The 14,784-nt window shown below is 50.3% G+C and carries 11 protein-coding genes and 1 pseudogene; 1 reads left to right on the top strand and 11 read right to left on the bottom strand.

The genetic code is table 11. The features are described from left to right. Nucleotides 1-28 precede the first annotated feature (28 nt). The 10 genes and pseudogenes from AR333_RS25465 to AR333_RS18105 form a co-directional block, all read right to left on the bottom strand. Nucleotides 29-136, bottom strand: a pseudogene (locus tag AR333_RS25465) (IS30 family transposase); the annotation flags it as partial. A gap of 518 nt (nucleotides 137-654) precedes the next feature. Next, a complete protein-coding gene (locus tag AR333_RS18145; protein ID WP_068776791.1) occupies nucleotides 655-1,956 on the bottom strand; it encodes a pyrimidine-nucleoside phosphorylase in 1,302 nt (433 codons plus the stop codon). A gap of 200 nt (nucleotides 1,957-2,156) precedes the next feature. Further along, nucleotides 2,157-2,864 carry a purine-nucleoside phosphorylase gene (gene deoD, locus AR333_RS18140; RefSeq protein WP_068776790.1) on the bottom strand — a complete coding sequence of 236 codons (708 nt, stop codon included), beginning with the start codon at nucleotides 2,862-2,864 and terminating at the stop codon, nucleotides 2,157-2,159. A gap of 22 nt (nucleotides 2,865-2,886) precedes the next feature. Then, nucleotides 2,887-4,068 carry a phosphopentomutase gene (gene deoB, locus AR333_RS18135; protein ID WP_068776789.1) on the bottom strand — a complete coding sequence of 394 codons (1,182 nt, stop codon included), beginning with the start codon at nucleotides 4,066-4,068 and terminating at the stop codon, nucleotides 2,887-2,889. A 44-nt stretch (nucleotides 4,069-4,112) separates the two neighbouring features. Further along, entirely contained in the window at nucleotides 4,113-5,291 is a 1,179-nt protein-coding gene (locus AR333_RS18130) for a NupC/NupG family nucleoside CNT transporter (protein ID WP_068776788.1), read from the bottom strand. Nucleotides 5,292-5,413: 122 nt separating this feature from the next. Further along, the gene (locus AR333_RS18125; RefSeq protein ID WP_068776787.1) at nucleotides 5,414-5,818 is read right to left on the bottom strand and encodes a cytidine deaminase; all 405 of its coding nucleotides are present in this window, start codon (nucleotides 5,816-5,818) and stop codon (nucleotides 5,414-5,416) included. A gap of 15 nt (nucleotides 5,819-5,833) precedes the next feature. Continuing rightward, a complete protein-coding gene (gene deoC / locus AR333_RS18120; RefSeq protein WP_068776786.1) occupies nucleotides 5,834-6,499 on the bottom strand; it encodes a deoxyribose-phosphate aldolase in 666 nt (221 codons plus the stop codon). Nucleotides 6,500-7,027: 528 nt separating this feature from the next. Then, complete coding sequence (locus AR333_RS18115) at nucleotides 7,028-7,963, bottom strand: sugar-binding transcriptional regulator (RefSeq protein ID WP_068776785.1); 936 nt, start codon at nucleotides 7,961-7,963, stop codon at nucleotides 7,028-7,030. A gap of 615 nt (nucleotides 7,964-8,578) precedes the next feature. After that, nucleotides 8,579-10,405: a hybrid sensor histidine kinase/response regulator transcription factor gene (locus tag AR333_RS18110; protein WP_068776784.1), complete on the bottom strand. Its 1,827-nt coding sequence runs from the start codon at nucleotides 10,403-10,405 to the stop codon at nucleotides 8,579-8,581. Between the two features lie 77 nt (nucleotides 10,406-10,482). Next, on the bottom strand, nucleotides 10,483-11,103 hold the full coding sequence (locus tag AR333_RS18105; protein WP_068776783.1) for a sensor domain-containing protein: 621 nt from the start codon (nucleotides 11,101-11,103) through the stop codon (nucleotides 10,483-10,485). Nucleotides 11,104-11,653: 550 nt separating this feature from the next. On the opposite strand from AR333_RS18105, the gene AR333_RS18100 reads away from it, so the two are divergent. Then, nucleotides 11,654-13,648 carry a serine hydrolase gene (locus AR333_RS18100; protein WP_068776782.1) on the top strand — a complete coding sequence of 665 codons (1,995 nt, stop codon included), beginning with the start codon at nucleotides 11,654-11,656 and terminating at the stop codon, nucleotides 13,646-13,648. A gap of 295 nt (nucleotides 13,649-13,943) precedes the next feature. On the opposite strand, the gene AR333_RS18095 is transcribed toward AR333_RS18100, so the two are convergent. After that, a complete protein-coding gene (locus tag AR333_RS18095; RefSeq protein WP_068776781.1) occupies nucleotides 13,944-14,525 on the bottom strand; it encodes a TIGR00730 family Rossman fold protein in 582 nt (193 codons plus the stop codon). Nucleotides 14,526-14,784: the final 259 nt, after the last annotated feature.

Here is a 14,784-nt window from a genome sequence, read left to right as displayed (position 1 = left end):
TATTTAACCATTTTTTATTAGATGGTTGTCACGCTAAGTGCGATAGTTCGTCCATTAATGCTTCATGAGCAGATTTCCAGCCTAAACATTTACGAGGGCGGTGATTGATACGGTGGACAGCATTCGCTAATTCCTTACATTGGTTGTATTTTCGCCGGAAGCTTTTACTTTCATGAATTCCTCACTGGCGCAGACGGCTTTTCTCAGTTTCCGAAAACGTTCTTGGAATATTTATCCTGTGGATTTCGGATTATAATGGGCTTTAGTATGCGTGAGCGCTCAACGATATCCACGTCGGATAACTCGAAGATTGCTTTTAATAGCAGGTATTTTAACATTCGATCGGGTCACAAACGAAGGGTCCACCACTCAACATGTTTTCACTATTAGAAATTATTGAATACGGGCTTAATGTCATGGATCAACAACACATACAGTTACTGTAGATTAATACACTATTCATGCCAAAAAAAAGGTACAGCATCCTCATTTTTTGAGTGGGCTGTACCTTTTGATGTAGTTAAGGAATTTTTTGGGCGGTCTCAGTAAACCATAGTGTAACTTACACACATTTATAAAGATTATTGAGTAGTCTGCTTTTGGTATTCCGGTACTTATTTCTTTATTATATATGTGTTCCGAGGGAGACAAATCCTATTCCGTCACGATATCATGCACAAGCACAGGTGCTTCCGCATGGTCCGCAATGCGGATATTGGCATACAACATCTCGATGACATCATCGACGTTCTCGCGGTTGGAATGGATCGTCACCAGGGACTCTCCGGCTTTGACCTTGTCGCCGATCTTCTTGTTCAGCATAAGGCCGACAGCCAGATCGATTTCGGATTCCTTCGTTGCGCGTCCCGCTCCGAGCAACATGGCCGCGGTGCCGATTTCATCCGCAACCAGTTCCGCTACCATGCCGTCTTCACGGGCAGGAAGCTCGATCTGGTAAGCGGCCTTTGGCAGCTTGTTCGGGTCGTCGACAACAGCAGGGTCTCCGCCTTGGTTGGCGATGAATTCCTTGAATTTCTCCAGCGCCTTACCGTTATGCATCACTTCTTTGAGCATTTCTTCCGCTTCTTCGAGCGAATCGGCTTTCTTCGCGAGGAAGACCATCTGTCTTCCGAGCGCGAGGCAGAGCTCTTCGAGGTCCTTAGGCCCTTGACCGCGGAGCGTGTCAATCGCCTCCTGGACCTCGAGGGCATTCCCGATCGCAACGCCGAGCGGCTGGCTCATGTCGGAGATGACCGCCATCGTCTTGCGGCCGACGCTGTTGCCGATGCTGACCATCGCGTGGGCCAGCTCTTTGGCGTCTTCGGCGGTCTTCATGAACGCGCCTGCGCCTGTCTTCACATCCAGCACGATGGCATCGGAACCGGCTGCGATTTTCTTGCTCATGATGGAGCTCGCAATAAGCGGAATCGCATCGACTGTCGCGGTTACATCGCGCAGAGCGTACAGCTTCTTATCGGCCGGCGTCAGATTGCCCGTCTGGCCGATTACGGCGATCTTGTGCTTATTGACGAGGTTCACGAACTCGTCTTTCGTGATCTCCACGTGGAAGCCTTCGATGGCTTCCAGCTTGTCGATCGTACCGCCGGTGTGGCCAAGGCCGCGTCCGGACATTTTGGCGACCGGAATATCCAGAGCCGCAACCAGAGGAGCCAGCACCAGCGTCGTCGTGTCGCCGACACCCCCTGTGGAATGCTTGTCTACTTTGACGCCTTCAATCGCAGACAGGTCAATGGTTTCACCGGAATTGACCATCGCCATCGTCAGATCGGCACGCTCGCGCTCAGTCATGTCTTTGAAGTAAATAGCCATTGCAAATGCGCTAACCTGGTAATCCGGAATATCGCCTTTGGTATATCCATTAATAATGAAATTGATCTCTTCCGTTGTCAGTTCCTTGCCGTCACGCTTCTTCGCAATCAAATCCACCATTCTCATTGTCTATTCTCCTCACTTTACCCTTAGTCACCGCCAGCAGCGCCGTAAGCCAAACTCCGCTTCGTGTGTGCTTAATTAACTATGCTCGCCCCCCGAATCCCAAGAGACACTCTGTCTCAAGAAATTCCGGATCAGCCGCTGGCCTCAACCGGCAGCCGCAAGGCGGGCACTTCGGGTCCACTCTATCTTTGTCAGGCCGTTTATAGGGAATAAGCAGTCTCCAGAGCAACTTCCATCATATCGTTAAACGTTGTCTGGCGTTCTTCCGAAGTGGTTTCTTCTCCTGTGATCAGATGATCGCTTACCGTCAGGATTGTCAGGGCATTCACACCATATTGAGCTGCAATTGTGTAGAGTGCCGTGGATTCCATCTCGATTCCAAGCACGCCGTAATCCATCAGCTTCTGCACGACGGACTTGTCTTCACGGTAGAATACATCCGAAGTGAACACGTTGCCCACATGCATGTTCAAGCCTTTCTCGGCACCGAGATCATAGGCTTTCTTCAGCAGCGAGAAGCTTGCAATCGGAGAATAATTATACTCTCTGAAAATATGGCGGTTCATAGCCGAATCCGTGCAAGCCGCTTGCGCCAGAATCACGTCACGGATATGAACGTCCTTCTGCATGGAACCGCATGTTCCTACGCGCATCAGGTTCTTGACTCCGTAATCCTGAATCAATTCGTTGACATAGATACCAATCGAAGGAATACCCATGCCCGTTCCTTGAACGGATACACGCTTGCCCTTATAAGTTCCGGTGAAACCGAGCATCCCGCGCACTTCGTTATAGCAGGTCACATCCTGCAAGTAAGTTTCCGCAATATATTTCGCCCGGAGCGGATCTCCCGGCAGTAGAATCGTTTCCGCAATCTCGCCTTTGCCAGCTCCAATGTGTGTGCTCATGAACAAATACCTCCGGTTAGGTTTATTTTAAAGCGCTCAAAAAGCTCGTTCCGTGTTCCGGCATTTGAACGCCGAAGTTCTCTGCAACGGTAGCGCCGATATCCGCGAATGTCTTAAGCAGAGGCAGCTCTTTACCTCCAGCCGTGAAGCGCGGCGAGTAAACCAGCAGCGGCACATACTCGCGGGTATGGTCCGTGCCCTTATAGGTCGGATCATTCCCGTGATCAGCCGTAATAATGAGAAGATCGTCTTCCTTCATCTTCGCGAAGACTTCCGGCAGCCGCGCATCGTATTCTTCCAGCGCTTGCCCGTATCCCTTGGGATCGCGGCGGTGTCCGTACAAGGCATCGAAATCAACCAGATTCACAAAGCTCAGCCCTGTGAAAGACTCGTCCATCGCAGCGATCAATTTATCCATACCGTCCATATTGGACACCGTTCTGACTGCCTTGGTAACTCCCTCGCCATCGTAGATGTCGGAAATTTTACCCAGTGCGATGACATCAAAGCCTTTATCCTGCAACTCATTCATCGTCGTACGGCCGAACGGCTTAAGCGCATAGTCATGACGGTTGGAGGTCCGGGTATAATGACCGCTTTCTCCTACGAATGGGCGGGCAATAATCCGGCCAAGCATGTACGGGTCATCCAAAGTAATTTCCCGGCAGAACTCACAAATTTCATAGAGTTCTTTCAAAGGAACCACTTCTTCATGGGCCGCGATTTGAAGAACCGAGTCCGCGGACGTGTACACGATCAACGCGCCTGTCTTCACATGCTCGTCACCGAGCTCCTCGATGATTTCCGTTCCGCTGGCAGGCTTATTGCCGATGACTTTGCGGCCGGTCTTCTCCTCGATCCGCTGAATCAGCTCATCCGGGAATCCGTTCTCGAACACGCGAAAAGGTGTTGCGATGTTCAGGCCCATGATCTCCCAGTGGCCGGTCATCGTATCCTTGCCGCTTGAAGCTTCCTGCATCTTCGTGTAGTAAGCGAGAGGCTTCTGTGCAGCAGGCACGCCCTCGATCTCGCGGATGTTGGACAAGCCCAGCTTGGCCATATTCGGCATTTGCAGACCGCCCATTTCACGGGCGATATGACCAAGCGTATCGGAACCTGTATCATCGAATTCGGCAGCATCGGGTGCTTCGCCAATTCCTACGGAGTCCATTACAATCAGGTGAATTCTTTTAAATGCGTCCATGTTCTATGCACCCTTTCCATTCTCGGCTATCTTTAAAGGAACAATTATAGGAACAATCCGGCAATAGTTGCCGACAGTACACTCACCATTGTAGCACCGAAGAGCAGCCTAAGACCAAACCGAGCTACAACATTACCTTGTTTCTCATGCAGCCCTTTAACAGCTCCGGCAATAATACCGATGGAAGAGAAGTTCGCAAAAGATACGAGGAATACCGATACGATTCCGACGGTGCGTCCGGACAAGTCGGTCATTTTGCCCAGATCCAGCATCGCGACGAACTCGTTGGAGACCAGCTTGGTTGCCATGATGCTTCCCGCATCGACTGCTTCTTTCCACGGTACACCCATAACGAATGCGATCGGCGCGAACAGATACCCCAGCATCTCCTGGAACGAAATCCCGAAGATTCCGCTGAAAATCCCGTTCACCATGGCGATGGCGGCGACGAAACCGATCAGCATCGCAGCTACCACAATCGCGACTTTAAATCCGTCGAGGATATACTCCCCCAGCATTTCGAAGAAAGACTGCTTCTCCTCTTCCTGTACTTCCAGAATATCTTCTTCCGCCGATACCTTGTAAGGATTCAGAATTGAAGCGATGATGAAACCGCCGAACAAGTTCAGCACGAGAGCGGTAACGACATATTTCGGTTCAATCATGGTCATGTAGGCACCGACAATGGACATCGACACCGTAGACATGGCAGATGCGCACAGCGTATACATGCGGTGCTTCGGAAGCAGACCGATCTGCTTCTTCACGGAAATGAACACCTCGGATTGTCCGAGAACCGCGGAAGCGACAGCATTGTAAGACTCCAGCTTGCCCATTCCGTTAATTTTACTGAGTACAAGACCAATATATTTAATCACGAACGGCAAAATTTTCGTATACTGCAGAATACCGATCAGAGCGGAGATGAATACAATCGGCAGCAGCACGTTCAGGAAGAACGGACCTTCGCCTTCATTTGCAATACCGCCGAAGACGAAATTAATCCCTTCCGCTGCATAGCCTAGCAACGTTTCAAACACGCCGGCAAAGCCTTTTACTAAAAATTCTCCAATACCCGTGTTCAAGAGAGCAAACGCCAGCAGTACTTGAAGGACGATCATCACAAACAAAGGCCGGTAACGAATTTCTTTCCTGTTGTTGCTGGCTGCATATGTGAGACCGAAGATGACAAGTATGCCCAAGATTGCGATTAGAAATTTCATTTGTGCTTCCCCCATTGGTGAGCTTGTGTATGGTGTAAGCGGCTGACTGTGAGGTATATCACTTTTCTATAGCGCTTACAAACCATGTGAAGAAGGGCATATCCGGTTGTACAAGAACAAGATTAACTCTCGTTCTGGTGATCCATATCTTGAGCCTGGAAAGCTCCCGGCAACAAACGGTCCATCGTCCATTCTTCCGTATGTCCGTGGAGATTCGTGAGATAAATAACCGTATCACTATCGCAAAATTCCGATAATACCTGTCGGCAAGCGCCGCATGGGGATACCGGACCTTCCGTGTCGGCCACAACCGCGATGGCTTCGATCTTGCGGTCTCCTTCAGAGACCGCTTTGAAGATGGCCGTCCGCTCCGCGCAGTTGGTTAACCCGTAGGATGCGTTCTCAATGTTGCATCCCCGGTAGATCTTGCCGCCTGTCCGCACGGCAGCCCCGACTTGAAAGCCGGAGTAAGGAACGTACGCCTGTTTGCGGGCTTCAATCGCTTCTTGAATCAATTGATCCTTCATGATTCAGTCCTCCCTTTAGTAAGAAGAAGTAGACGTGCCGCCTTCTATGATCTTAACACCCGAGCTTGCGCCGATACGGCTTGCTCCCGCTTCGATCATGCCATTCACATCTTCTAGGCTGCGCACGCCGCCGGATGCTTTAACTCCCACGCCTGCACCGACCGTTTTGCGCATCAGCGCGATATCTTCACGTGTAGCTCCGCCTGTGGAGAAGCCTGTGGATGTTTTGACAAAATCAGCGCCCGCCTGGACTGCCAGTTCACATGCGCGTACTTTTTCCTCATCCGTAAGCAGGCAGGTTTCAATAATGACTTTCACCAGCGCTTTGCCTTTAGCCGCCTCAACGACTGCACGGATATCCTTCTCTACCAGCTCGTTGTCCTTTGCTTTCAATGCGCCTATGTTGATGACCATATCGACCTCGGTCGCGCCGTTTGCAATTGCATCCTGTGTTTCGAAAGCTTTTACAGCAGGAGTAGTGGCGCCTAGCGGAAATCCGATTACCGTACATACTTTAACTTCCGTGCCCTTCAGCTGTTCCGCCGAAAAAGCCACCCATGCCGGGTTCACACATACCGATACAAAACCATATTTCTTCGCTTCTTCTGTCAGTTTAGCAACCTCTTCCCGGGTCGCATCCGCCTTCAGGAGCGTGTGGTCAATCATTGCGGCTATATTCACATTCAACAACTCCTTCTATTTATATCTTCTGTAAGATGTTACTCTTTCATTCAATTAGTTATTGGTTACATAATCTATGATAGCACAGACATGAACATATGTAAAACCATCATTGAAAATTTGTTCATGCAAAAAAAACGACCTTCACTCTCTCTTCATTAGCGGAGCCTTTAAGCCGCATTAACCCGCTGAGAGCTTTATCGCACAGCCTTTTTGTCAACGTTCCTCTTCCTTACCCGGTTTAACAATCTATGAAAAAAAGCCCGCACCTGCCCCATCTTCCTCTGCTCAAGCAAAAAAATACCCTGCAGCTGCGGAAGGAAAGGATGACCGTTACGGTTGTCCATCCCATTTGTTCCACATCTGGAGGGTATTTGATTAATCCCGGCTTAGTGCTTGTCATAACTGACCATGATGCATTGCCGCTCGTGACGGCATGCTTGCGTACTTGCTGTTTGCTGCTTGTTGCTTGTTGCTTGTTGCTTGTTGCTTGTTGCTTGTTGCCCAAGCATACCTCAAACCTGGCATTCACCCCAGCAGCGCTTGAGCGGTGAACTGATCCGTCACCAGAATGTTCGCATAGCGGCCAATGAGAGCCGCCCGGATCGCATCGATCTTCCGCTGGCCTCCTGCGACGAGAATCGCTTTTTCTTTGCTGCGCAGATCGGCAAGGTCAATCCCCACGGTACGATTGTTAATTTCCTCGCTGCAAATATTCCCGTTCTCATCGAAGAAACGGGAACAAATATCGCCGGCGCCGCTATTTTGAAGCAGCTTCTGCTCCTGGGGAGTGAAGTATCCGAGCCGGAACAGGAGTGCATCGTCCTTCACCGTACCAACGGTAAACACCGCGATATTCGCTTGCTTGCCAAGTTGGATAATGCGTTGAATATGCCGGTCTTCCTCCACCATCTTCTTCAAAGCGTTGCTGTCAAAAATAACAGGGAGCGGCAAATAACGGGCAATCGTATGGTAAGCTTCCGCGAACAGATTAACCGTTTCGGCTGCATAAGTATTCACATGGGAATGGCTTACGCCCCCTTTTAGCTGAACGACCTCAACACCTCTAACCTGCTTGTGCTGAAGCTCACGTGCGATCGCATACATCGTTTTGCCCCACGTAACTCCAATAATATCGGCGTCCTGGATCGTCTCGTGCAAATAATCGGCTGCTTTCTTGCTGATCTGTTTGGTGATTTCCTGGTATTCATCCAGGGGCGAATAACACACCAGCACGGTATCCAGGTTATACTTGGCTTTCACCTGATCGCCAAGAGCGTCCAAATCCTGCAGAGGATCTACGATATTGATCCGTACGTAGCCCTGTTCCTTGGCATGCTGCAGCAGCCGGGACACTGTCGGACGGGATACGCCAAGCCTTGTTGCAATCTGCTGCTGGCTGTAATCCGACAGATAGTAAAGTCTTGCCGCTTCAATACTTAGTCGCTGCTTCTCGTTCTCCATGTTTACAACCCACTTTTTGTTCAAGGTTCAATCTTCATTGTATTGCTCAGTATACCACTGCTGATCCGCCATTTGGCAAGTCCGCCTGGTACTTTCTTTTAAAGAACACGGAATGATTCTTAATCACATATATTTGATATGTTATAGATGAAGGTGATTGTCCCGTAGGCACAATGTGCACGGATGTGTTCGGTCCCGGCTGGGGAAGTTTTAAAATCACTCACTTATCCACAAGTGGATAAAGTCGGAATGGGCCTCTTTCATTTCCCGAACGATGAACAAACCGTGGATAACTTTAATTCGGGAAAACAGGCATCTTTCATTTCGCTATACAAGACCCGGACATTGTTGGAGGGCTGGAGGGCTGGTTAAGAAAATCATCAAGCACGGCGGCAGACAGCGCATGCCGAGCCGGGAATATTACGCGGGGGAGAAGCCTCCTAAGATGATGGTCTACCCAACAAGGATGTAACGCAACAAACAAGATAAAGAGACCATGGGAATGCCACATTCCCATGGTCTCTTTTATCTCTGCGTCAGGCATGATCCTACGACCCGAACACCCACAGTGGGCGATCCGGCATCCCCGCACATGCCTAGACCAGACAACGAGAACTACAAAAGGCCTGCTTCTGCAGCCTTTTGCACCGCTTCTTCACGGTTGCGCACATCAAGCTTCGCATACACGGCCGAAGCATAGTTACGCACCGTGCCATCGGACAAATACAATTTGGCCGCAATGGTTTTATACCGCAGCCCGCGGGACAGCAATTGCAAAATCTCGATTTCCCGAGGCGTCAGGCTGTACTCGTTGTCGGTTTCCCTCCGTTCTTCCGGCCTCTCCTCTGCGGCAGCCGGCTCCTTGAACTGAGCTGCCGCAGGAAGATCCGCCTCCTCGAATAATTTAGAGGAGATGTCCTGAGCAATCATCGTTCCGCCCCTATGGACGAGCCGGATCGTTTCGGCTAATTCGCGCGGCTCGATCGACTTGAGCAAATACCCGTCAGCCCCGCTCCGCAGAACTTCCATAGCCCTTTCCTTGTCCTGGAAAGTCGTCAGAATCACAATGCGGATGTGCGGCCACTTGTGCTTGATGGCCCGTGTCGCGGACAACCCGTCCATGCCTGGCATATCCAGGTCCATCACCACCAGATCCGGCCCCAGAGTGCCGCACATCTCCACGGCCTCTTGGCCGTCTGCCGCGAGGCCCGCTACCAAGAGATCCTTGTGCTCTTCGAGAATAGTACGCAGACTCTCGCGGATGAACGGCTGGTCGTCTGCAAGCAGCAGACGGATGACCTCTTCGGGCTGCTCCACTTGTCTGGGCAGCGTGCACATCACTACCGTTCCCTCATCAGAACCGGAGTAAACCGAGACCTGCCCCTGCAGGTTGAGCGCCCTTTCCTTCATCGCCTTGAGGCCGAAACCGTCCTGCAGACGGTCTGCCCCCCGTCCGTTGTCGCGTATTTCGAGCCGGGTCTGCCGGTCCTCAAACTGCAGCGATACGTCTATTTCCGTCGAACCGCCATGCCGGACAGCGTTGGTTAAGGATTCCTGCAAGCAGCGGTAGAAAACCATCTGCGCCTGCTTCGGCAACGGATGATCCTCCCCGAACGTGCGGAACCCGACTTTCACTCTCGCATTCTCTTCAAACTCTTCAGCGAGCTGCTTGAGAGACTCGACCAACGGAAGACTCTCTTGGTCGGATTCTATCCCGTGTAGATAACTTCGCACATCATTCATGCTTTTACGTGCCACCTGGAGCAAGGAGCCCAGTTTTTCTTGCCCGGCCCCAGTGGCCAGCTCTGGTTTCAACGTCTCCAGTCCCATGATAATCGTCGTATAAGAATGCCCCATCGTATCATGAAGATCCTTGGATAACCGGTTGCGCTCTTCCAACAGCGTAATCCGCTCGATCTGAGACATATACTGCTTCATTATGTGATTCTGGTCCCGGATAATCTCATTCTGCCGATGGTTGACCACAAGCAGGTGAAAAGCAAATCCGAGCGTATAAGCCAGCCCATAATTGATGAAAATGACCCCGCCCTTGTCTACCTGAGAGAAGAGCAGGATGAGCACCGGAAAGCCGATTACAGTGATGGGGGCCGTCCACTTATAGGATTTGCCTGCACTATTGGCTGCGATCAGAAATGCGGGGACAATATACGTCAAATAGGCTTGGGGAAATAGGGTGACCAGATACAGGACGATCCCGCCGAATAGGATCATTTCGGTAATCAGATAAGATTTATAATTGAGAAGCAGTGCCAGCCACGGAATCGAAAAAGCGGCGATCTGCCAGAAAAGTACGATAGTTAACGGGAGCGTTAATTCATTACGAACCTGGATCTCCGTGAGTAGGAGGGATATACAGCTGAGAATTCGAATGAGAAGCAGCAGCCAGTCATACCAGAACCATCTTTTTATAACATCGAACAAATCACTCACCCCCTGCTCTCTTTCTTCCATATGTTCCTACGCTATTATAGACCAGACCTCTACATAACGTATATGGTTCAACGGGAGAAGACATCCCAGTTCTTTCTCCTGTCGGTCCGGTTAAGAGCCTGAAACATGCCACGGGTATAACCGCCTGCAAGCCTTACCAGAAGACTCCCCAGCTTCCCGCCTGCGAACACGCAGATAAATCCAATCGCCATCACAATCAGAGATTTAAACAGCGTATCGATTGGAACCACGATATACATATCCACATAGTGAAGCATCAAAGGTGCCAAGATCATGATCAGCGGTGAGAGGTACAGGACGAATGCCCCAACGAGGCAAACCAGACCGAGCAGAAACTTCAGCATGAGCCACTGAATCGCTTTCCAGTTAACCGGATCAAGCAGTTCCTCTTTGGCCTGCAGCCATACGCTGCCTTCCGCTAATGTTTTCCCGGGGTACGGTTCAATAGAAATATCCGTGTAAAGCTTCGTCTGAATCCGTTCATATTGCGTAAAAGTCTGCGTCGTGCGCATGATGTTCTTAAGCAGCGGAATGCCGATCAGCGTAAAAGACAGTGACAAACCGAATATCAGACTGACCAAATAAAAGCAAAAATAAAATAGCCCTGTTCCAAAAGTAATCAACAAAAACCAAAAGTTTTGTACGTGCTTAAGTAATCTTCTTTCCATAAAAGTTCCGCTCCCTTTCTTCTATTTCCTGCTTATTTTTTTCGATACCCTTTTCTGATAACTTCGTATTTCAATCTCCTGTGCAAGTAAGTCGCATGTTTGCCCTGTGTCTGAATTATGCCGCATGTACGAAAGTTTCCTTCCCCTCTCTTCTGCTTCTGCCTGTATCCTATCTCTCCTGGTGTCAACAAGACTAGTGTCAAAGTGTCATATGACGCGTGCAATAATCTCCGGTGCTGATTTCATAAGGAAATAGACCGCCCAAGCGTGATTCGCAGGTTGTGATCCTCACTTCGTGCATGCCGGCAGACAAGTGTCATGCCTTAATTACGATTCATCATTCATCAGGCTGCAAATTCCCGCCCCGTCCGGATCTTCCATCTCGTGACGAAAGCTAACTTGCCGCTGTGACAGCCTCATTGAGATACTTTGGGGGCGATACACGATGAGAACACAACCGAAAGGAGGAAGCGGCTCTATTTGTATAAAATGATGATCCTGCACAAGGAAACAACCAGTAAAATACAAGCAGTTAAAGGAGAACCCCACGATGAATACGATGATACGCAGCCTGAGTCTAGCCGCCCTATTAGCAGCCTCCGCTGCAATTACAGCTTGCACACCAGCACCGGGTAAACCGGAGGTGTCTCAGCCGGTTGATCCGGATAAAACGAACGGCCCGCAAGACGGTAAAGAAGTCGAAGCGTTCGCCGATCCTCTTTTTGCGGAATTGATGAAGAAAGATAATGTGGCCGGGTCGAATTTCGTCGTCGTTAAAGATGGCAAAGTGCTGGTCAACAAGGGATACGGTTACGCGGATAAAGAGAAGAAGATTCCAGTCGATCCAGACACGGTGTTCCAGATCGCTTCCGTATCCAAGACTTTCACGGCACTCGCTGTGATGCAGATGGTCGATGAGGGAAAACTGGATCTGAAGAGAGATGTCAATGAATACCTGGGCGGATTGAAGGTGCCGAACACAACGGGCAAACCGCTTACTTTGTTCGAGATGCTGAATTATACGAGCGGGGTGGACAAACCCGATATCACCACCTTCATCTCGCCGGATTATATCGGCCAGGACATTCCGATGAAGTCGTTCATCGCCGGGCACATGCCGACAGTCGTCCGGCCGCCGGGCGAAGCTTACACGTATGACAACTTCGGATTTCTGCTGGCAGGTTTAGCCGTGGAGAACGTGAGCGGAATGCGTTTCGATGAGTATATGAAGACTAAAGTGTTTGAGCCGCTCGGCATGAAATCAACCAGTGTACGCTATACGCCTGAGCTTACGTCTAGAATGGCGCAGCATTACTCCCCTGCAGGCGAGCTTCAGCCGGCTTTTGGACATGCGCCGACCGACGGCCCTCAAGGCAGTATCCTTTCTACCGGAACTGATATGGCGAACTACCTGATCATGCAGCTGGGCAAAGGCAAATTCGGGGACAAGCAGATTGTCAGTGCCAAGAGCATGGAACCGATGCACACTTATTCCGCCTTTGCCGATGCCGGCAAAACCATTCCGATTGCAACAGTAGGTTTTGAAGGCTATTACAAAGAATTAATGAATGGGCAGCATGTCGTTCTTAAAGGCGGCAACATGCCAGGCCACTCTTCCCTGATGGTTCTGATCCCGGAGCGGAACACGGCCTTCTATATGTCCTACAATAGTGATACTCAAATGAGTCTTGGTTTCTATGAAGCGTTCATGGACCACTATTTCCCGGAATCTGTGAAAAAGCCGACACCTGCTTATCAAGACCTGACCGAGCAAGACGCGCAGAAATATTTGGGCTTGTACCAGAATACACGCGCTTATGGTTTAAGAGCCCGATTCACCTACCAGGACGGAAAACTCATCATGGAGGATGGAAGCACCGGCAAGCATACGCTCCGGATGATTACGCCGACCCTATTCGATGACGAGGCCGGCGAGAAACTGGCTTTCCAGAAGGATTCAGCCGGCAACATCAAGTACTTCTACTACACAAGCAAGAACGGGATCAATGTGGTCGGACATTCTCAGAAAGTGGAGATGAAACCAGCCTTTGCGGATGTGCCGGCTGCCAGCCCGTACAAGCCTCATATTGATCATTTGAATGCACTTGATATTATGGGGGCTGCACAAGGCAATCTTTTCGAGCCCACTAGGACCCTGACCCAAGGAGAATTCGCGGACCTGCTAATTCAGGCTCATGGCTGGTACATCTTCCCCGGACAGAGTGAGAACAACAAGAAACAAATGATGGCGGATATTCCCGGATTCGAATCATCCGAAGTGATTACCCGGCAAATGGCAGCAGCTATGATTCAGAACCTCAAGCAGGCCAAACCAGCGTCTGAGATCCGGTTAGCGGGCCCGACGGATGAATGGGCCGCAGCGAGAATCTCCGCGCTCCTCTCGCAAGGAATCGCCGATCCGGACACGAAAGTCGGCGCGGACGGTTCTGCCGACTTCCGCTCCAGGCAGCCGCTGCTTCGCCAGGAAGCCGCAGCCCTGCTCGACCAAGCATTCGGCGCGTATAGCTTGCCGATTAAGAACTAGAGCGGGCCCGATGCTTGTCCAGAACCTCAGGCTGCAAGGAACATCGTGCTTCAGCGGACAGACTGACCCTATCTGCACAGTTACATGAACAGAGAGTTAATTCCGCCAGGAGCAGCCGTACAGTTCTTCTTCGACATCTCCGAAGAATTCGAGCTGCCTCGCAGCAGCATCTGTATAAATTCAAAAGGAGTGAGCCCCGGCAAACATGCCGGGCCCACTCCTTTATTTTTTGCCTATGTAAGAAACAACACTATGCAAACGGATGGTACGAAGACGACCACCACGAAAAGGCAGTTTACGTCTGGTCTTCCTTGATGTAAGTTTTCACGGCAGGCGGCTCATAGGAACCGAATTTATCCAGCAGCGCCGCCGGATCGGAATCCACAAGCACCATAGAACGGTACTTCTCCTGCAGAAACTGCTCGCTCGTCATATGATCGAAAAACTTCACGAGCGGCTCGTAGTAATCCTGGATGTTAAGCAGCCCGAATGGCTTCCGGTGCAGTCCAAGCTGAGCCCATGTATAAATTTCAACGAATTCTTCCAGTGTACCGGGCCCTCCGGGCAGAGCCAGGAATCCGTCCGACAGCTGTTCCATCTTCGCCTTGCGCTCGTGCATGGATTCCACCACAATCAGCTCGGTTAAGTTCGTATGCGCAATTTCGCGCGTTTGCAGCATTTGAGGGATCACGCCGATTACCTTGCCGCCCTCAGCCAGAACGGCATCCGCGACGGCACCCATAAGACCTACACTGGCTCCGCCATAAATGAGCGTAATCCCGCGCTTTGCCAGCTCCTTACCGAGCGCGGCAGCTCCTTCTTTATACACGGCCGAAGCCCCATTACTTGATCCGCAGAAAACCGCGATACTTTTCATGATTTCTCCTCCATCCGTTTTTCTAAGTTTTGGATATTACTATTAGTATATCGATTAATTAGCGGAAGGGAAAGAAGCTCTCTTTCAAACTTATAATAAAATTATATAGATACCCCTTTGAGAAGAATATGAGAACAATGTTGGCACGATGTTATCACAATAATGTAATATAAATAAAATTTCAATAAAACCCCAAGAAGGAGGAAGAGATGATTTAATACGAATACTGTTGCTCACTCACGGCTATTTTCACCCTAGT

It is taken from the genome of Paenibacillus sp. FJAT-26967, from assembly GCF_001541095.1.
Classification (GTDB): Bacteria; Bacillota; Bacilli; order Paenibacillales; family NBRC-103111; genus Paenibacillus_F.
The sequence above is the reverse complement of the archived record's forward strand: the minus strand, read 5'-3'. Positions and strand labels throughout refer to the sequence as shown.